The organism is Stenotrophomonas sp. BIGb0135 (genome assembly GCF_024810105.1).
In the GTDB taxonomy this organism is placed as follows: domain Bacteria; phylum Pseudomonadota; class Gammaproteobacteria; order Xanthomonadales; family Xanthomonadaceae; genus Stenotrophomonas; species Stenotrophomonas maltophilia_AB.
The window spans coordinates 223,273-241,656 of record NZ_JANUDX010000004.1; the positions used below are offsets into that span (position 1 = coordinate 223,273).

The following is an 18,384-nucleotide window of genomic DNA, read 5'->3' on the forward strand; positions in this document are numbered from 1 at the left end:
ACTCCTGCCGTGCCGATCAGGCAACCGTGCCGGTGGATCACAGTTTCGCGGCGGTACACGCCCGGCCCGTTGCGCGCGCCTCAGGCGTTGGCAGCGCTGGGCAGCAGGAAGGCCAGGGCCGACGCGCAGGATTGCTCGACCTTGAGGCTGAGCAGGTCATCGGCGCGGGTCCGGCCGAGGTTGAGCGCGGCCACCGGCAGCCCGGCAGTGGCGGCGGCCTGGACGAAGCGGAAGCCGGAATAGACCATCAGCGAGGATCCGACCACCAGCACGGCATCGGCCTGCGCCAGATGGGCCTGGACGGTGGCGACCCGGTCGCGGGGGACGTTTTCGCCGAAGAAGACGACATCCGGCTTGAGGATGCCGCCACACTGCGGGCATGCCGGCACCTGGAAGCGGCTGAAATCCACCTCGTCCAGGTCGGCATCGCCGTCCGGGGCCTGGGCCGCGTCGAGCTGGTCCCAGCCGGGGTTGCAGGCCAGCAGCAGGTGCTGGACATCTTCGCGCGCGATGCGCGCCTCGCAGCCCATGCAGCGCACCTGGTCCAGGCGGCCGTGCAGGTCGATGACCGCACGGCTGCCGGCCCGCTGGTGCAGGCGGTCCACGTTCTGGGTGAGCAGCACCTCGAGCTGGCCGCGCGCTTCCAGTGCGGCCAGGGCGGCGTGGGTGCCGTTGGGCCTGGCCTGGCCGACGCGCGGCCAGCCGAGCAGGCTGCGCGCCCAGTAGCGCTGGCGCGTGGCCAGCTCGCCCATGAAGGCCTGGTAGGTCACCGGCGGGGTGCGCTTCCACTGGCCGTCGGCATCGCGGTAATCGGGGATGCCCGAATCGGTGCTGCAGCCGGCGCCGGTGAGGACGAACAGGCGCTGGGCACGGTCGATGAAGTCGGCGAGTGGGCTGGACATGGGGCTGAGGTGGGGGCGCGCGGCGGCGAACCCAATCGGCTTACGGGCCGGGGATGGCGTCGGGCAGCGGCGGCACGGCGATGGGGTGGCCCTCGGGGTCCAGGGCGATCATGACGAAATGGCCACGGGTGCAGAGCTTGCGCTCGCCGGTGTGCAGGTCTTCGGCGATCAGTTCCACTTCCACCTTCATCGAGCTGCGGCCGACCTCGACGATGCGGCCGATGGTCTCGACCATCTGGCCGATGCGGATGGGCAGCTTGAAGTCGACCTGGTCCGAGCGCGCGGTGACCACGGTGCGCCGCGAGTAGCGGGCGGCGGCGAGGAAGGCGGCCTTGTCCATCCACGCCAGGGCCTGGCCACCGAACAGGGTGCCGAGGTGGTTGGTGTGGTTGGGGAAGACGATCTCGGCCATGCTGATTTCAGTGGGCGGGACGGTGTCGGGGGTCGGGGACATGGCGGTGGCCGATGTGGGGGAGTCGGCGCGGATGATACGGCAGGGGGTGGATGTGTCGCGTGGATGGCGTTTTGTCTGCTGTCGCGTGGCGAAGGTTGGGCCCCCATTGCAGGACACGCCGCACGTACGTCCCTGTCGGCCCGCATGCGCCATCCATGGCGCATGACGGTCCTGCAATGGGAGGCCCAACCTTCTCCGGACAGTTTGCGTACGCGGATGGGAGAGCAGGTTGGCGGGTGGGACACAAAGGGGGGGAAGAGCAGCCGAGCGTGGCTCGGCGCTACCGGGGTTTGCGTCCGGGGACCGCCGCTCTGAAACGAAAAACCCCGGCACTGGGCCGGGGTTTTCGTTGACGCGTATGGCGCTGGACTCAGAACGACATGTCGAACGAGACTTCGCCCTTCACGCCGACCTGGTAGGCCGAGGAGCGGCGCTCGAAGAAGTTGGTCAGCTCCTGCACGTCCTGCAGTTCCATGAAGCTCAACGGGTTGCGCACGTTGTACTTCTTTTCCATGCCGAGGCGGTGGAAATGGTTGTCGGCGCAGTGCTGCAGGTACTGGCGCATGTCGCGGGTGGAAATGCCGGCCACGCCGCCGGACAGCACGTCCTCGGCGAACTGCACTTCGCATTCGATCGCCTCGGCCAGCATGTCATACACCTGCTGCTTCATCGCATCGTCGAACAGGTCCGGCTCTTCCTCGCGGATCACGTCCACGCACTCGAAGGCGAACTCCATGTGCGCGCTCTCGTCGCGGAACACCCAGTTGGTGCCCGAGGCCAGCCCGTTGAGCAGGCCACGCGAACGGAAGTAGTACACGTAGGCGAAGGCGGCGAAGAAGAACAGGCCTTCGATGCACGCGGCGAAGCAGATCTGGTTGAGCAGGAACTGGCGGCGCTCGTCGCGCGTTTCGATGCGCTTGAGGTTCTGGATCGAGTCGATCCACTTGAAGCAGAAGTCGGCCTTCTTCTTGATCGAGTCGATGTTCTCCACCGCGTCGAACGCCTTGGCGCGCTCGTCCGGATCGGGCAGGTAGTTGTCGAGCAGGGTCAGGTAGAACTGCACGTGCAGCGCTTCTTCGTACAGCTGGCGCGACAGGTACATGCGCGCTTCCGGCGCGTTCAAGTGCTGGTACAGGTTCAGCACCAGGTTGTTGGACACGATCGAATCGCCGGTGGCGAAGAACGCGACCAGGCGGTGGATCAGGTGGCGCTCGCCCGGCGACATCTTGCCGTGCAGGTCGCTGATGTCGATCTGGAAGTTGATCTCTTCCACGGTCCAGGTGTTCTTGATCGCGTTGCGATACATGTCATAGAACTGCGGGTAGCGCATCGGGCGCAACGTCAGTTCGAAACCTGGATCGAGCAACATCTGGGTGGGCTTGTCGGCCATGGGAATTCCTTGGTTCAGTGGCGGCGCCCCGATCGGGGACGCGTCGAAAGACCCGCGCGGGTGCGCGGCGGGCTTCCGGCACCGTGGGCCCTGCAAGCGCCCTGCGGTGACAGCGGTGTCTGGGATGAAGCAGCCGGGCGTGGCCCGGCGGTGTCAATTCTCTTGTACCCACCAACGGTGGGTACCTACCCGTTGGAATGCCGGCCGGTTGGGCCGGCACGCCTTCTTACTGGCACGCCTCGCAGCTTTCCGGGTTTTCCAGCGAGCAGGCGACGGCTTCCACCGGGGTGTAGCTGCTGACGGTCGTCTTGGCGATCTTGGTCGCCGGGCGCGAACGCAGGTAGTAGGTGGTCTTGATGCCCTGCTTCCAGGCGTACATGTACATGGAGGACATCGCGCCGATGTTCGGGCTTTCCATGAACAGGTTGAGCGAGGCGGACTGGTCGATGAACGCGCCGCGGTCGGCGGCCATGTCGATCAGCGAGCGCATCGGCAGTTCCCAGGCGGTGCGGTAGACCTGGCGCAGGGTTTCCGGGATCTGGGCGATGCCTTGGATGGAACCTTCGGCCAGCTTGATCGCATCGCGCATTTCCGGCGTCCAGTGGCCGAGCTTCTTCAGCTCGTTCACCAGGTAACGGTTGACCTGCAGGAAGTCGCCGGACAGGGTCTCGCGCTTGAACAGGTTGGACACCTGCGGCTCGACGCACTCGTAGCAACCGGCGATCGAGGCGATCGTCGCGGTCGGGGCGATGGCGATCAGCAGCGAGTTGCGCAGGCCATGTTCCTTGATGCGCTCACGCAGGGCATCCCAACGCGCGGTGTCTTCGGGCACCACGTTCCAGGCGTCGAACTGCAGCTCGCCGCTGGCCGCGCGGGTGTCGGCGAAGGACGGGTGCTTGCCGCGTTCCTGGGCCAGCTCGACCGAGGTTTCCAGCGCGTGGAAGTAGATCGCTTCGGCGATCTTCTTCGACAGCGCGCGGGCTTCTGCACTGTCGAAGGCCAGGCGCTTGCGGAAGAACACGTCCTGCAGGCCCATGCAGCCCAGGCCGACCGGACGCCAGCGCAGGTTGCCACGGCGCGCGGTTTCGATCGGGTAGAAGTTCAGGTCGATCACGCGGTCGAGCTGGCGCACGGCCAGGCGCACGGTGTCGGCCAGCTTGTCGAAATCGAACTCGCCGTGGGCATCGAAATGGTTGCCCAGGTTGATCGAGCCCAGGTTGCACACCGCGGTCTCTTCGGCCGAGGTGATTTCCAGGATTTCGGTGCACAGGTTGGACAGGTGGATCACGTTGCCCGGACGCAGGGTCTGGTTGCTGGCGCGGTTGCACTTGTCCTTGAAGGTCATCCAGCCGTTGCCGGTCTCGGCCAGCGTGCGCATCATCCGCGAGTACAGCTTGCGCGCGGAGATGGTGCGCTGGGCCTTGCCCTGGGCTTCGGCCTGCAGGTAGGCCTGCTCGAAGGCTTCGCCGAACAGGTCGGTGAACTCGGGCACCACGCGCGGATCGAACAGCGACCATTCCTGGTCCGACTCGACGCGCTGCATGAACAGGTCCGGGATCCAGTTGGCCAGGTTCAGGTTGTGCGCACGGCGCGACTCGTCGCCGGTGTTGTCACGCAGTTCGAGGAAGTCCTCGATGTCGGCGTGCCAGGTTTCCAGGTACACGCAGGCCGCGCCCTTGCGCTTGCCGCCCTGGTTGACCGCGGCCACGGACGAATCCATGGTCTTCAGCCACGGCACGATGCCGTTGGAATGGCCGTTGGTCGACTTGATCAGCGAGCCGCGCGAACGCACGCGGGTGTAGCTGACGCCGATGCCGCCGCTGAACTTGGAGAGCTGGGCGATATCGCCGTACTTGGCGTAGATCGACTCCAGCGAGTCCTGCGGGGAGTCCAGCAGGAAGCACGAGGACAGCTGCTCGTGGGTGGTGCCGGAGTTGAACAGGGTCGGGCTGGACGGCAGGTAGTCCAGGCTGCCCATGCGCTTGTACAGGGCCAGGGTTTCCGGCACGTCTTCGCTCAGCGCGCTGGCGATGCGCAGGAAGAACTGCTGCGGGGTCTCGATCACCTTGCGGGTGTGCGGATGGCGCAGCAGGTAGCGGTCGTACAGGGTACGCAGGCCGAAGTAATCGAAGTTCAGGTCCAGCCCGATGTCGATCGCGTCGTTGAGCTTGCGTGCATTGGTCTGCACGAAGTTCAGCAGGCGGTCGTTGATCAGGCCCACTTCATGGCCACGACCGACCGACTGCGAGAAGGCGTAGATTTCCTGGCCGGACACTTCCTTGGCGATGAAGTTGGCCAGCAGGCGCGCGGCCAGGCGGCCGTACTCGGGTTCTTCACCGATCAGCAGGGCGGCGGTGCGGATGGACAGCTCGTCCAGCTCCTGGGTGGTGGCGCCGTTGTACAGGCCGGAGATGGTGCGGGTGGCCACGCGCATCGGATCGACGGCGTGCAGGCCTTCAGCCGAACGCTGCACCGCGCGCACGATCTTGTTCAGGTCCACCAGTTCGGTAGTGCCGTTGCGCTTGGTGACGCTCATGGCGTTGGCCGTGGGCGGCGAGGTCAGAAGGAACTCGCTTTCCTGCTCGGTGGCTGCGCTGGTTTCGGTGCTCACGGCGTTTTCCTCTTGGCGTGATTTGGGGTCGTACAGCGTCACCTGGCTTGCAGGCGCCGGACCGGTGCACGGGATTCCCAGAGTGGCCCTGTGGTGTCGCATGGGCCGCGACTGCGCAGGCAGGCCTGCGTGGCGGTTTCCGTGCGTTACAGGTCCTCTCCCCCGGGAGTGGTGCGACCGGCACCGCACGCTGTACTTTCGTGCGGTTGTCAGTAGGTCTTCAGGCCATCGGCGTGAAGGCGATACGCCCGGCGACTTGTGGTCGCTGGTACCGACGGCCACAAGATAGTGGGGGTACCAGGTGCCGTCAACGCCAAATGTAGTGAAATTGGCCAATCCCTTGGGGCGCAAGGACCGGGCCGGAAAGGCGTCCGACGAACGGTCCGGCCCCGTCGAAAGCGAGTGCGCAGTCAAGGGCAAATGGCCGGATTGTCCTGCTCGAAAACAGAACAACGCCCGCTCACACAGCCCTAACGAATGGCCGCCGGTCAGGGTGACTTCCGACCCGCGCCGGGGGACCCACGGGGTGCCACGCTCCGGTTGCCTCCTTTGAATGAACGCGACCATGCGCCTGCCCCTGACCGGATGTCTGCTGTTGGGCCTGGCCGCGGCCAGCACCGCCGCTGCGGGCAAGAGCAAGGCGCCGCAGCTCTCCTCCCGCCAGTGCGGGGTGAGCACGCCGTACAACGTGCTGGTGGACAGCGGCGGGATCTGGCTGCGCAACCGCGACCAGGTGCCGGCGGAGATCTTCTTCCACGATGGCGAGCTGAACATCGACCGCCAGCCCATCCCCGTCAGCGACGCGGATGCCCAGCGCCTGCGCCAGCTCGAGTGGGGCACGCGCCAGTTGGTGCCCGCGGTGGCCGGGGTCGCCGGCGAGGCCACGGACATCGCCTTCGATGCGCTGGGCGCCACGGTGGAGATCATGACCGGCGGCGGCGGCACGCAGCGACGGGTGGAGCGACTGCGGCGCGATGCACACGCCTACGTGGCTCGCACCCTGGGACGCGGGATCTGGGAGCAGGCGGTGTTTGAGGCGGGCTTCGACCGGCATGTGCAGGACGCGGCCGAGCGCTTGTCCGGCGCGCTCGCCCGCGGCGTGCTGTGGACGATGCTGACCGGCGGCTCGGACCGGATCGAGGCCCGCGCCGAGAAGATGGAGGCCGACCTGGAGCGCCGCATGGACGCGCGAGGGCAGGCCCTGGAGGCGCAGGCCCAGTCGCTGTGCACCCGGGTGCTGGCGCTGGATGCGATCCAGCAGTCGTTGGAGGTGCGCTACCAGGGCAAGCCGCTGGCGATGATGGTGATCGACCGCGACGAGTCCGCCGCGGCGCCGATCGCGCACGAACAGCCGCGCGCGGATGCGCTGGTGCTGCCCCCGTCGTAGGAACGCATCCACGCATCGACAGTGCACGGCCTGTCCGGGCGTGGATCTACGCCCGGTGCGGCGTGCCCAGGTACTCGGCGCTCTGCATCTCGATCAGGCGCGAGGCGGTGCGTTCGAACGCCCCCTGCAGGCGGGTGCCCGAGTACAGCGTCACCGGCGCATCGGTGGCGGTGCAGACCAGGTTGACGTGGCGGTCGTAGAGCTCGTCGATCAGGTTGACGAAGCGGCGCGCGGCATCTTCGTTGAGCCTGTCGAAGTGCGGGATGTCGCCGAGCAGCACGGTGTTGAACTCGTGCGCGATCTCGATGTAGTCCGACGGGCCGCGCGGGCCCTCGCACAGCGCCTTGAAGTCGAACCAGGCGATGCTCTTGCCGCGCGCCCGCACCGGAATCTTGCGGCCCTCGATCTCGATGTTGCCCGCCTTGGCCGGCTGGCCACCGCTCAACTCGGCCCAGCGCGTGCCCAGCCAGGCATCGCTGCCCGCATCGCGTGGGGCCTGGTAGACCGGCGAGCGGGTCAGCGCGCGCATCCGGTAGTCCTCGGTGCCTTCGGCGTACAGCTCCACGCAGTAGGTCTGCAGCAGGCCGATGGCCGGCAGGAAGCTGTCGCGCTGCAGGCCGTTGAGGTACAGGTTCTCCACGGCGGTGTTGGAGGTGGTCACCAGGGTGACGCCCTCGGCGAACAGCCGCTCGAGCAGGCGCGCCAGCAACATGGCATCGCCGATGTCGGTGACGAAGAACTCGTCCAGCACCAGCACGCGCAGTTTGCTGCGCCACTCCTGGGCGATCTTCGCCAGCGGGTCGCTCTGGCCCTGGTGCTCGCGCAGGCGCTCGTGGATGCCGCGCATGAACCGGTGGAAATGGGTGCGGTACTTCTGCTCGATCGGCAGGCCGTCGAAGAACAGGTCGACCAGGAAGGTCTTGCCGCGCCCCACCCCACCCCAGAAATACAGGCCCTTGACCGGATCGGGCTTCTTCCAGAATGCCGACAGGCGGTCCAGCCAGCCCTCCTGGGCACTGTCGACCAGCGCCAGGTGGATCCGGTCCAGCTCGGCCAGGGCGGCGTGCTGGGCCGGGTCGTTCTGCCATTCGCCCCGGGCCACGCCATCGGCGTAGCGCTGCGACGGGGTCATCACCGAATCGCTCATGCCGTGCCGGTGTCCGCGCCGGGCAGCCAGTGCTTGACGCCGTGGGTGAGCGCGCCGCGCAGGTCGATCAGCTTGCGGTGGAAGAAATGGCTGGTGTCGGGCATGCGCACCAGCGCGTGCGGCGCGTCCAGGCCGTCGAGCCAGTGGTAGACCGCCTGCGGGTCGACGATTTCGTCTTCTTCGCCCTGGACGACCAGCCACTGGGCCGGCGGCTGGATGCCGTCGAAGTCCCAGCGCCCGGCCGGCGGGGCGATCGAGATCTGCGCATCCGGCTGCAGGGCGGCCGCCGCCTTGAGCGAGACGAAGGCACCAAAACTGAAACCGGCCAGCCACAGCTGCTGGCCCGGGCGCTGGGCACGGACCCAGGCCACCACGGCGGCCAGGTCGTGCTGTTCGCCATTGCCGTGGTCGAAGCTGCCGGCCGAGGTGCCCACGCTGCGGAAGTTGAAGCGCACCGTGGTGATGCCCAGCGCGCGCAGGCTGGTGGCGACCATGGTCACCACCTTGTTGTGCATGGTGCCGCCCTCGGTGGACAGGGGGTGGCAGATCACCGCGACGATGGGCTGGACCGGCGCGTCGCCCGTGGGCTGGTCGACCGCCACGTCCAGCGGCCCGACCGGGCCGTCCAGCGTCAGCGCAGCGCTTTCTTGGGGAAAGGGAGGATTGTGCATGGCGTCATAATACCGCTCCCTGCGGGCTGCACCGCCGCGCTTGCCTGGTCCGTCATGCTCTATCTGGTTTTCAGCGTGTGCTGCAGTGTGCTGGTGTCGGTGCTGCTGAAGCTGGCACCGCGCCAGCGCCTGGACATGGCCCAGGTGGTGACCTGGAACTACCTGCTGGCCAGCGTGCTCAGCCTGGTGCTGCTGCGCCCGTCGCTGGCCTCGCTGCACGCCCCGCATGCGCCTTGGCTGGCCCTGCTGGGCCTGGCGGTGACACTGCCGGCGATCTTCCTGGTGATGGCGCAGGCGGTGACCCGTGCCGGCATCGTGCGCAGCGACGTGGCCCAGCGCCTGTCGCTGCTGCTCTCGCTGCTGGCCGCGTTCCTGGTGTTCGGCGAAACCGCCAACGGCTGGAAGCTGGCCGGGCTGGGGCTGGGCCTGCTGGCGATCGTGGGCATCACCGTACGCCCACGCGGCGCGGCGGCGGCGGCGCCCGATGGGCAGCGCGCGTGGCCCTGGCTGCTGGGCGTGTGGGTGGGCTATGCGGCGGTGGACATCATGCTCAAGCAGGTGGCGCTGTCGGGCACGCCGTCGATGGCGGCGCTGACGGCGAGCTTCGCGCTGGCATTCGTGCTGATGCTGGGCGTGCAGCTATGGCGGCACGCCAGCGGCACCGCGCGCCTGCACTGGCGCAACCTGGGTGCCGGCGCGCTGCTGGGCCTGCTCAACTTCGGCAACATCCTCTTCTACGTGCGGGCGCACCAGCACCTGCCGGAGAGCCCGGCGGTGGTGTTTGCCGGCATGAACATCGGCGTGGTGGTGCTCGGCGCGCTGGTGGGCGTGTTCGCCTTCGGCGAGCGCACTAGCGTGTGGAACCGGGTGGGCCTGGGGCTGGCGGTGGTGGCGATCGGGTTGATTGCGTGGGGGACGGCGGGCTGAGCGGTTGGGATGCCGCGCCTTCTTCTCCAGCAGGGCAGGATCAGGGCGGCTCCTGCACTGGCCGGCCTGATCCTGCCTTCGGCGGACTGCGATTGTGGCGGGGGTAGAGCAGCCACGCATGGCGTGGCGCTACGATGGTTTCGCGCCCAGGCATGCCGTACCGCACAGGCCATTCAACGCCGCACCGCTCGCCAGCCTGTCAGCGGTCGAACCCCAGCAGCAGCGGGTCGTGGTCGGAACTGCGCCACGGGCCCGGTTCGTTGCGGTCGCGGTAGCCCAGGTCGTCGGCTTCGTCGGCATTGGTGTGCCACTCGGCAGCACCGCGCAGGCGCGCGGCCATGCCCGGGCTGAGCAGGGCGTGGTCGAGGCGGCCGCTCATGCCGTTGTAGACATAGCTGTAGGGGCGCTCGACCTTGGCCACGGCGAAGGCATCGCGCCAGCCGGCGTCGTGCAGGGTGCGGATCGGGTCTTCCATCGCATAGGCGTTGAAGTCGCCCAGCAGCACCGCGTCGCTGCTGCCGATGCCGGTCGGGTCGGTGCGCAGCCACTGGTCCAGCAGCCTGGCCGATTCGACGCGGGTAGCGTTCCAGCAGGCCTGGTCGTCCTTCTGGTCGGCGTCGGCGCCGGTGGCCTCTGAACATCCCTTGGACTTGAAGTGGTTGGCCACGACCACGAACGGCGCGCCCTTGCCGGCGCGGAAGGCCTGGGCCAGGGGGACGCGGCTGTGCGGGCCGAAGGGGCCCTGCTCGAGGGTGGCCGGTGCGCCGACCGGGGTGACCCGCGAGGCGCGGTAGAGGATGCCCACCCGGATCGGGTTCTCGCCCGGGCCCTTGCCGGCATCGATGAAGCGCCAGTCGGCGCCGGCCCCGCGGGCGGCGTTGAGCGCGTCGACCAGCTGGGCGATCGCCGACTGCGGGCCGTAGCCGTCGTTCTCCAGCTCCATCAGCGCGGCCACGTCGGCGCCCAGGGCGTTGATGGTGGTCACCAGCTTGGCCTTCTGCGCCTGGTGTTCGGCCAGGGTGCGGGCGCCGCGCAGGGTCGGGAAGCCGCCGCCCTGGCCGTCGCCGTTGAAGAAGTTTTCCAGGTTGAAGGCCGCCACGTGCAGGTTGCCGGGCACGACCGGTACGGCCGGGCGGTCCAGCGTGGGCAGCACCAAGGGCCGGGTCACCTGCATGCGCGGGGTGCCCTTGGCATCCACCCGCACGATGCCCTCGACATTGCGCAGGACCATGCCGGTGCGCAGGGTGGCGCCGGCGGGCAGGTAGGCCACCGGGCCGGGGTCGCGCGCGTCGCTGCCGTCATCGAGCAGCAGGCGGCGATGTGCGTTGTCGGCGGCGATCTGCGAATGCCCGGCGCTGCGCGGGGCGGCCACTTCGCTGGGCTGCCAGAGGCGGCCGTCGAAGGCCACGGTGAGTTCGCCGAAGCGGTCCAGCCCATCGGTGCCGGCCAGGGTCAGCGGCGCGGCGATACGCACGTGCTGACCGTCCAGGGTACGCCAGTCGGCGGGCGGCGCGGCCAGGGTGATGCTGGCCGTACCGGCGGTGGTCGCCGGGGGAGCGGTGCGCGGCTGCGGCTGCGGCTGCGGCTGCGCCGACGCAGGCGCAGGCGCCTGGGCGTGGACCGCGCCGGACAGCGCCAGCGCGAGGGCGAACACGAGGGGGATACGACGCATGGGTGGGACGACTCCGGGATAGTACGGCAAGCCTGCAGGCGAAAGATGACCGGCGATGGCGCGGCCAGCGACCGCTGCAGATGGTAGCAATGCCAAGGCAACGGCCGGTAGGCACGGAGATCCACGCCACGCGCGGACACGCCCCAGCAATGACCCGCGACGTAAAAAACCCCGTAGATCCACGCCATGCGTGGATACCGCGCGCAGCGCGGCAATGCCCGCCGACGCCCGGCGACCGCGGCGCAACCAGACCGTCCGACGTTCACCCCAGGCCGAAGAAGACCGTCCGGGTTCATGGCGCCGGAACGGAGAGCATCCACGCATGGCGTGGATCTACGATTGATCCTCTTCAATACGGCCCCGCCAATGACCCGCGACGTAAAAAATCCCGTAGATCCACGCCATGCGTGGATACCGCGCGCAGCGCGGCAACGCCCGCCGAAGCCGCGTGGCCACGGCGCAATCAACCCGTCCGACGTTCAACCCCGGCCGAAGAAGACCGCCCGGGTTCATGGCGCCGGAACGGAGAGCATCCACGCATGGCGTGGATCCATGATCGGATCCGTGTGCACACCGCCCCAGCAATGACCCGCGACGTAAAAAATCCCGTAGATCCACGCCATGCGTGGATACCGCGCGCAGCGCGGCAACGCCCGCCGACGCCCGGCGACCACGGCGCAACCAGACCGTCCGACGTTCACCCCCGGCCGAAGAAGACCGTCCGGGTTCATGGCGCCGGAACGGAGAGCATCCACGCATGGCGTGGATCTACGATTGATCCACGTCAATACGGCCCCGCCAATGACCCACGACGTAAAAAACCCCGTAGATCCACGCCATGCGTGGATACCGCGCGCAGCGCGGCAACGCCCGCCGAAGCCCGGCGACCACGGCGCAACCAGACCGTCCGACGTTCAACCCCGGCCGAAGAAGACCGCCCGGGCTCATGACGCCGGAACGGAGAGCATCCACGCATGGCGTGGATCTACTTCAGGTTGGCGAGCATCCAGTCGACGGTGGCGTGGATCTGCGCCTCGGTGAGCGCGGGGTTGCCGCCCTTGGGCGGCATGATCCCGCCATCCGGCCCGGTGTAGCCCTCCACGGCATGCTTGTAGAGGGTGTCCTTGCCCTGGGCGATGCGCGCGTCCCAATGGCCGTGGTCCAAGGTCGGCGCATTGCCCACGCCGTTGGTGTGGCAGGCGGTGCAGAGGTTGTCGAAGATGACCTTGCCGTCGGTGGTGCCGCCATAGGCCACCTGCGAGGCGGCCTTGGCCAGCGCGGCGGCCTTGGCAGCCGCCTGGGCGGCGGCACCGGTGCCACCGGCATACACCGCGCCCGCCGGGGCGATGCGCTGTTCAGTGCGCTTGGCGGCCAACGGGGAGACTTCCGGGGGAATGCTGGTGTGCAGGTAGGCAGCGAACAGGATCAGGCCGAGCGTGATGGCCATCAGCAGCGCGATGACCATGGAGAAGCGTTTCAGGAACTCGAGGTCGTAATTCCGCACTCTCTATACCCCTGGCTGGTAGTCGTTGGACCACGGCTTGTCGCCCGAGTATGACCAGCGTCAGCGGGGCTCTGCAAGCCGCCGCGTTCTATCGCATTGCAGCATGGCCGGCGCTCAGGCGCCGGCGGCCCGCAGGCAGAAAACGCAGATCGACTCCACCAGCTGGTCCTCGTCGCCGTGCGCGTCGCGGCTGGGGGCGGTCGGGCCGACCAGCGCCTCGGTGAAGGCACCGACGATGCAGGCCGCCGCCACGTGGGTGTCCTGCGGCGGGAAGGTGCCGGCCTCGATGCCGTCGGCGACGATCCGCCGGAACACCTCGCCGAACAGCCGGCGGCAGCGGATGCGCTCGGCTTCCACTTCCGGGTCGACCGGCTCGGCGATGAAGGCGTAGGCCAGGCCGGGGCCGGCCAGCGCGCGCCGGACGAAGGCGGTGATCGCCCGGCGCAGGCGCTCGGGCGCCGGCAGCGGCTCGGCGGCGATCGCCTCGAAGATGCGCAGCTCGTGCTCCACCGCGGCGGTGAGCACCTCCACGAACAACTCGGCCTTGGACGGGAAGTGGCGGTAGATCAGCCCGGTGGAGACCCCCGCCTCGGCCGCCACGGCGGTCACCGGGGCATTGCGGTAGCCGCCGGCGGCCACCAGCGCGCGCGTCGCCAGCAGGATCCGTTCGCGGGCGCCGGCAAGGCGTTCTTCCATCAGTGCGGAGCGTTTGTAGGCCATTTGTTGATTCTATGTTCAATTTTTGAATTTGTGTTCACTTCTTCTGCGAACCCCGCTACGCTGGGCCAAATCGCCCGTGGGACGGCCCTGACCGTCCACCCCAACCGGCGCGTCCCTTCCAGCTGTCGCGGAGCCGCCCCATGCACGTCCCCACCATGAACTTCCACCTCGGCGAGGAAATCGACCTGCTCCGCGAGAGCGTGGCCCATTTTGCCTCCGCGCAGATCGCCCCGCTGGCCGCCCAGGCCGATGAGGAGAACCTGTTCCCGAATGCACTGTGGCGCAAGCTCGGCGAGCAGGGCCTGCTCGGCCTGACCGTGGAGGAAGCGTACGGCGGCAGCGGCATGGGCTACCTGGCCCACGTGGTGGCGATGGAAGAAATCTCGCGCGCCTCCGGCGGCATCGGCCTGTCCTACGGCGCGCACTCCAACCTGTGCGTGAACCAGCTGCGCAAGAACGGCACCGAAGACCAGAAGCAGCGCTTCCTGCCCGGCCTGTGCAGCGGCGAGAAGGTCGGCGCGCTGGCGATGAGCGAACCCGGCGCCGGTTCGGACGTGGTCTCGATGAAGCTGCGGGCGGACAAGCGCGGCGATCGCTACGTGCTCAACGGCAACAAGATGTGGATCACCAACGGCCCCGACGCGGACGTGCTGGTGGTCTACGCCAAGACCGACCTGGACGCGGGCGCCAAGGGCATCACCGCGTTCCTGGTCGAGAAGGGCATGAAGGGCTTCTCCACCGCGCAGAAGCTGGACAAGCTGGGCATGCGCGGTTCCAACACCTGCGAGCTGGTGTTCGAGGACTGCGAGGTGCCCGAAGAGAACGTGCTGGGCGCGGTCGGCGGTGGCGTCAACGTGCTGATGTCCGGGCTGGACTTCGAACGCGTGGTGCTGTCCGGCGGCCCGCTGGGGCTGATGGCCGCGGCCATGGACGTGGTGATGCCCTACGTGCACGAGCGCAAGCAGTTCGGCCAGGCCATCGGCACCTTCCAGCTGATGCAGGCCAAGCTGGCCGACATGTACGTGGGCCTCAACGCGTGCCGCGCGTATGTGTATGCGGTGGCGCGCGCCTGCGACCATGGCCGCACCACCCGCCAGGATGCCGCCGGTGCGATCCTGTACTCGGCCGAGAAGGCCACCTGGCTGACCGGCCAGGCGATCCAGGTGCTGGGCGGCAACGGCTACATCAACGACTACCCCACCGGGCGTCTGTGGCGCGATGCCAAGCTGTACGAGATCGGCGCGGGTACCTCGGAGATCCGCCGCATGCTGATCGGCCGCGAACTGTTCCAGCGCACCAAGTAAGGGACGGCCATGAGCGTATTGAGCACCCAGCTGCAACCGGGCAGCGATCTTTTCGAAGCCAACCGCGCTGCGCTGCAGGCGGTGGTCGATGACCTGCGCAGCACCCTGGCGCAGACCGCGCTGGGTGGCAGCGAGGCGGCCCGCGCCAAGCACACCGCACGCGGCAAGCTGCTGGTGCGCGACCGCATCGATGCCCTGCTCGACCCGGGCAGCGCCTTCCTGGAAATCGCGCCGCTGGCCGCGCACGGCATGTATGGCGATCCCATTCCCAGTGCCGGCGTGGTGGCCGGCATCGGCCGGGTCTCCGGCGTTGAATGTGTGATCGTGGCCAACGATGCCACCGTCAAGGGCGGTACCTACTACCCGATGACGGTGAAGAAGCACCTGCGTGCGCAGGAAGTGGCCGAGCAGAACCGCCTGCCGTGCATCTACCTGGTCGACTCGGGCGGCGCGTTCCTGCCGCTGCAGGACGAAGTCTTCCCGGACCGCGATCATTTCGGCCGGATCTTCTACAACCAGGCCAACCTGTCCGCGCAGGGCATCCCGCAGATCGCCTGCGTGATGGGCAGCTGCACCGCCGGCGGCGCCTACGTGCCGGCGATGAGCGATGAAACGGTGATCGTGCGCGAGCAGGGCACGATCTTCCTCGGCGGCCCGCCGCTGGTGAAGGCGGCCACCGGTGAAGTGGTCAGCGCCGAAGAACTCGGTGGTGCCGACGTGCACACGCGCATTTCCGGCGTGGCCGACCACATGGCCGACAACGACCTGCAGGCGCTGGCGCGGGTCCGCGCGATCATCGCCCAGCTCAACTGGCGCAAGCCCGAGCCCGCGCTGGCCGTGCAGGCGCCAGTCGAGCCGCGCTACCCGGCCAGTGAGCTGTACGGCGTGATCCCCGCCGACACCCGCAAGCCCTACGACGTACGCGAAGTGATCATGCGCATCGTCGACGACTCGCGTTTCGACGAGTTCAAGCCGCGCTATGGCGCCACCCTGGTCACCGGCTTCGCCCACCTGCACGGTTATCCGGTGGGCATCATCGCCAACAACGGCATCCTGTTCTCCGAGTCCGCGCTCAAGGGCGCGCACTTCATCGAACTGTGCACCCAGCGCGGCATCCCGCTGGTGTTCCTGCAGAACATCACCGGCTTCATGGTCGGCCGCAAGTACGAACACGGCGGCATCGCCAAGGACGGCGCGAAGCTGGTGATGGCCGTGGCCTGCGCCAAGGTGCCCAAGTTCACCGTGGTGATCGGTGGCTCCTTCGGCGCCGGCAACTACGGCATGTGCGGCCGCGCCTATTCGCCCAACTTCCTGTGGATGTGGCCGAACGCGCGGATCGGCGTGATGGGCGGCGAACAGGCCGCCAGCGTGCTGGCCACGGTCAAGCGCGACGGCATCGAGGCCAAGGGCGGGCAGTGGTCGGCCGAGGAAGAGGACGGCTTCAAGTCGCCGATCCGCGACCAGTTCGAAACCCAGGGCCATCCCTACTACGCCAGCGCGCACCTGTGGGATGACGGGGTGATCGACCCGGCCGACACGCGCCGCGTGCTGGCCCTGGCCTTGTCGGCCAGCCTCAACGCGCCGGCGAAGAAAACCGGGTTCGGTGTGTTCCGCATGTAAGGCACGCGCGGCACCGCGAGGTGCCGCCCCCTGCTCCGCCATTGGCCCGCGCCACGAGACCTCCATGTTCACCAAGATCCTGATTGCCAACCGCGGCGAAATCGCCTGCCGTGTCATCGCCACCTGCCAGCGCCTGGGCATCGCCACCGTGGCGGTGTATTCCGACGCCGACCGCAACGCGCGCCACGTGCGCCTGGCCGACGAGGCCATCGCGATCGGCCCGGCGCCGGCACGCGAGAGCTACCTGCGCGCCGACGCCATCCTGGACGCGGCCCGCCGCACCGGCGCGCAGGCGATCCACCCCGGCTACGGCTTCCTGTCCGAGAACGCCGGCTTCGCCCAGGCCTGCGCCGAGGCCGGCATCGTGTTCATCGGCCCCTCCGCCGCGGCGATCCGCGCGATGGGCGACAAGAGCGCGGCCAAGGCACTGATGCAGCAGGCCGGCGTGCCACTCACGCCCGGCTACCACGGCGACGAGCAGGCGCCGGAGTTCCTGCGCGCCCAGGCCGATGCGATCGGCTACCCGGTCCTGATCAAGGCCAGCGCCGGTGGCGGTGGCAAGGGCATGCGCCGCGTGGACGCCAGTGCCGAGTTCATCGACGCGCTGGCCAGTTGCCAGCGCGAAGCGCAGTCGGCCTTCGCCAATGCCCACGTGCTGGTGGAAAAGTACGTCGAGCGCCCGCGCCACATCGAGATCCAGGTGTTCGGCGACAGCCACGGCAACGTGGTGTACCTGTTCGAGCGCGACTGCTCGGTGCAGCGCCGCCACCAGAAAGTGCTGGAAGAAGCCCCGGCGCCAGGCATGACCGCCGAGCGCCGCGCCGCGATGGGCAAGGCTGCCGTGGATGCGGCGCGCGCGGTCGATTACGTTGGTGCGGGCACGGTGGAGTTCATCGCCGCGCCGAACGGCGATTTCTTCTTCATGGAAATGAACACCCGCCTGCAGGTCGAACACCCGGTCACCGAGTGCATCACCGGTACCGACCTGGTCGAATGGCAGCTGCGCGTGGCCAGCGGTGAACCGCTGCCGCTGCAGCAGGACCAGTTGCAGATCCGCGGCCATGCGCTGGAAGCGCGCCTGTACGCCGAAGACGCCGACCGCGGCTTCCTGCCGTCCACCGGCACGCTGCAGCACCTGCGCCTGCCGTCGGGCAGCGCGCATGTGCGCGTGGACGCCGGCGTGGAGCAGGGCGATGCGATCACCCCGTTCTACGACCCGATGATCGCCAAGCTGATCGTCTGGGACGTGGACCGCGATGCCGCGCTGCGCCGCATGCAGCAGGCCCTGGCCGAGTGCGAGGTGGTCGGCGTGACCACCAATGCCGCGTTCCTGCGCCGACTGGTGATGACCGAGTCGTTCGCCACCGCCAACCTGGATACCGCGCTGATCGAGCGCGAGCAGGCCGCGCTCGCGCCGAACGCGGACGACAGCGATCCTGCCCTGTGGGCGATGGCCGCCATGGCCGCCATCGGCAGCCAGGATGCAGCCCGCGTCGACGCACGCGACCCGCACTCGCCCTGGCAGCAGCAGGACGGCTGGCGGCTGGGCGCGCGTGCACCGCGCACGCTGACGCTGGAGCACCGCGGCACCCAGCAGCCGGTGACGGTGCAGCAGCAGGACGGGGCATGGTCGGTGACCGTCGGCGATGCCCGCGTGGTCGCCCACGGCGGCCTCGACGGCGATGCGCTGCGCATGCAGAGCGACGATGCGCTGCACCGCGCCCGCGTGGTGCGTGAGGGCGATGCGCTGTATCTGTTCGGCAGCGAAGGCGCGCAACGTTTCACGCTGCACGATCCGGTCAGCGAAGCGGACCAGGGCGTGGCCGACGCCGGCAGCCTGCTCGCGCCGATGCCCGGCCGCATCGTCGCCACTTCGGTGGCGCCGGGCACCGCCGTCAAGCGCGGCGCGCCGCTGCTGGTGCTGGAAGCGATGAAGATGGAGCACACCCTGCAGGCCCCGGCCGATGGCGTGGTGCAGGGGTACCGGGTCAAGGCCGGCGACCAGGTGGGCGATGGCGCCGTGCTGGTGGACTTCGAGGCGGACGGGGCCTGAGCCCCGCCCCCATCGCAACGCC

Annotated in this window: 14 protein-coding genes; 5 read left to right on the forward strand and 9 right to left on the reverse strand. The window is 68.6% G+C overall.

The window, feature by feature from the left end; translation table 11 throughout:
- Positions 1 to 80 precede the first annotated feature (80 nt).
- The 4 genes from M2421_RS11570 to M2421_RS11585 all read right to left on the reverse strand — a co-directional run bounded on the left by M2421_RS11570 (position 81) and on the right by M2421_RS11585 (position 5,357).
- A complete protein-coding gene (locus M2421_RS11570; RefSeq protein WP_259206777.1) occupies positions 81 to 902 on the reverse strand; it encodes an NAD-dependent protein deacetylase in 822 nt (273 codons plus the stop codon).
- A gap of 40 nt (positions 903 to 942) precedes the next feature.
- A complete protein-coding gene (locus M2421_RS11575; protein ID WP_259206778.1) occupies positions 943 to 1,356 on the reverse strand; it encodes an acyl-CoA thioesterase in 414 nt (137 codons plus the stop codon).
- Between the two features lie 370 nt (positions 1,357 to 1,726).
- Positions 1,727 to 2,746 carry a ribonucleotide-diphosphate reductase subunit beta gene (locus M2421_RS11580; protein WP_088434780.1) on the reverse strand — a complete coding sequence of 340 codons (1,020 nt, stop codon included), beginning with the start codon at positions 2,744 to 2,746 and terminating at the stop codon, positions 1,727 to 1,729.
- Between the two features lie 226 nt (positions 2,747 to 2,972).
- Positions 2,973 to 5,357, reverse strand: a complete 2,385-nt coding sequence (locus tag M2421_RS11585) for a ribonucleoside-diphosphate reductase subunit alpha (protein ID WP_259206779.1) — start codon at positions 5,355 to 5,357, stop codon at positions 2,973 to 2,975.
- 565 nt (positions 5,358 to 5,922) lie between these two features.
- Between M2421_RS11585 and M2421_RS11590 the strand changes: the two genes are divergently transcribed.
- On the forward strand, positions 5,923 to 6,744 hold the full coding sequence (locus tag M2421_RS11590; protein WP_259206780.1) for a YggN family protein: 822 nt from the start codon (positions 5,923 to 5,925) through the stop codon (positions 6,742 to 6,744).
- A 46-nt stretch (positions 6,745 to 6,790) separates the two neighbouring features.
- On the opposite strand, the gene zapE is transcribed toward M2421_RS11590, so the two are convergent.
- Both zapE and M2421_RS11600 read right to left on the reverse strand, forming a co-directional pair.
- Positions 6,791 to 7,891, reverse strand: a complete 1,101-nt coding sequence (gene zapE / locus M2421_RS11595; protein WP_259206781.1) for a cell division protein ZapE — start codon at positions 7,889 to 7,891, stop codon at positions 6,791 to 6,793.
- Positions 7,888 to 8,562, reverse strand: a complete 675-nt coding sequence (locus M2421_RS11600) for a CocE/NonD family hydrolase (protein WP_259206782.1) — start codon at positions 8,560 to 8,562, stop codon at positions 7,888 to 7,890. The genes zapE and M2421_RS11600 overlap by 4 nt, the downstream gene beginning before the upstream one ends.
- 54 nt (positions 8,563 to 8,616) lie before the next feature.
- On the opposite strand from M2421_RS11600, the gene M2421_RS11605 reads away from it, so the two are divergent.
- The gene (locus M2421_RS11605) at positions 8,617 to 9,489 is read left to right on the forward strand and encodes an EamA family transporter (protein WP_259206784.1); all 873 of its coding nucleotides are present in this window, start codon (positions 8,617 to 8,619) and stop codon (positions 9,487 to 9,489) included.
- 199 nt (positions 9,490 to 9,688) lie between these two features.
- Here M2421_RS11605 and M2421_RS11610 read toward each other — a convergent pair whose 3' ends face one another.
- From M2421_RS11610 to M2421_RS11620, 3 genes are all read right to left on the reverse strand, one after another.
- Positions 9,689 to 11,161 carry an ExeM/NucH family extracellular endonuclease gene (locus M2421_RS11610; protein WP_259206785.1) on the reverse strand — a complete coding sequence of 491 codons (1,473 nt, stop codon included), beginning with the start codon at positions 11,159 to 11,161 and terminating at the stop codon, positions 9,689 to 9,691.
- Positions 11,162 to 12,146: 985 nt separating this feature from the next.
- Positions 12,147 to 12,665: a c-type cytochrome gene (locus M2421_RS11615; protein ID WP_259206787.1), complete on the reverse strand. Its 519-nt coding sequence runs from the start codon at positions 12,663 to 12,665 to the stop codon at positions 12,147 to 12,149.
- Between the two features lie 114 nt (positions 12,666 to 12,779).
- Positions 12,780 to 13,385, reverse strand: a complete 606-nt coding sequence (locus M2421_RS11620) for a TetR/AcrR family transcriptional regulator (RefSeq protein ID WP_259206790.1) — start codon at positions 13,383 to 13,385, stop codon at positions 12,780 to 12,782.
- 140 nt (positions 13,386 to 13,525) lie between these two features.
- Between M2421_RS11620 and M2421_RS11625 the strand changes: the two genes are divergently transcribed.
- From M2421_RS11625 to M2421_RS11635, 3 genes are all read left to right on the forward strand, one after another.
- On the forward strand, positions 13,526 to 14,689 hold the full coding sequence (locus M2421_RS11625) for an isovaleryl-CoA dehydrogenase (RefSeq protein WP_259206792.1): 1,164 nt from the start codon (positions 13,526 to 13,528) through the stop codon (positions 14,687 to 14,689).
- Between the two features lie 9 nt (positions 14,690 to 14,698).
- Entirely contained in the window at positions 14,699 to 16,309 is a 1,611-nt protein-coding gene (locus M2421_RS11630) for a carboxyl transferase domain-containing protein (RefSeq protein WP_259206794.1), read from the forward strand.
- Between the two features lie 64 nt (positions 16,310 to 16,373).
- Complete coding sequence (locus M2421_RS11635) at positions 16,374 to 18,362, forward strand: acetyl/propionyl/methylcrotonyl-CoA carboxylase subunit alpha (RefSeq protein ID WP_259206796.1); 1,989 nt, start codon at positions 16,374 to 16,376, stop codon at positions 18,360 to 18,362.
- Positions 18,363 to 18,384 lie beyond the last annotated feature (22 nt).

Excerpts from the sequence above, each read along its gene's own strand:
- M2421_RS11630 (WP_259206794.1), top strand. The coding sequence starts at position 14,699 with ATGAGCGTATTGAGCACCCAGCTGCAACCGGGCAGCGATCTTTTCGAA.
- M2421_RS11625 (WP_259206792.1), top strand. The coding sequence starts at position 13,526 with ATGCACGTCCCCACCATGAACTTCCACCTCGGCGAGGAAATCGACCTG.
- M2421_RS11605 (WP_259206784.1), top strand. The coding sequence starts at position 8,617 with ATGCTCTATCTGGTTTTCAGCGTGTGCTGCAGTGTGCTGGTGTCGGTG.
- M2421_RS11580 (WP_088434780.1), bottom strand. The coding sequence starts at position 2,746 with ATGGCCGACAAGCCCACCCAGATGTTGCTCGATCCAGGTTTCGAACTG.
- M2421_RS11575 (WP_259206778.1), bottom strand. The coding sequence starts at position 1,356 with ATGTCCCCGACCCCCGACACCGTCCCGCCCACTGAAATCAGCATGGCC.
- M2421_RS11600 (WP_259206782.1), bottom strand. The coding sequence starts at position 8,562 with ATGCACAATCCTCCCTTTCCCCAAGAAAGCGCTGCGCTGACGCTGGAC.
- M2421_RS11590 (WP_259206780.1), top strand. The coding sequence starts at position 5,923 with ATGCGCCTGCCCCTGACCGGATGTCTGCTGTTGGGCCTGGCCGCGGCC.
- M2421_RS11610 (WP_259206785.1), bottom strand. The coding sequence starts at position 11,161 with ATGCGTCGTATCCCCCTCGTGTTCGCCCTCGCGCTGGCGCTGTCCGGC.
- zapE (WP_259206781.1), bottom strand. The coding sequence starts at position 7,891 with ATGAGCGATTCGGTGATGACCCCGTCGCAGCGCTACGCCGATGGCGTG.
- M2421_RS11620 (WP_259206790.1), bottom strand. The coding sequence starts at position 13,385 with ATGGCCTACAAACGCTCCGCACTGATGGAAGAACGCCTTGCCGGCGCC.
- M2421_RS11635 (WP_259206796.1), top strand. The coding sequence starts at position 16,374 with ATGTTCACCAAGATCCTGATTGCCAACCGCGGCGAAATCGCCTGCCGT.
- M2421_RS11570 (WP_259206777.1), bottom strand. The coding sequence starts at position 902 with ATGTCCAGCCCACTCGCCGACTTCATCGACCGTGCCCAGCGCCTGTTC.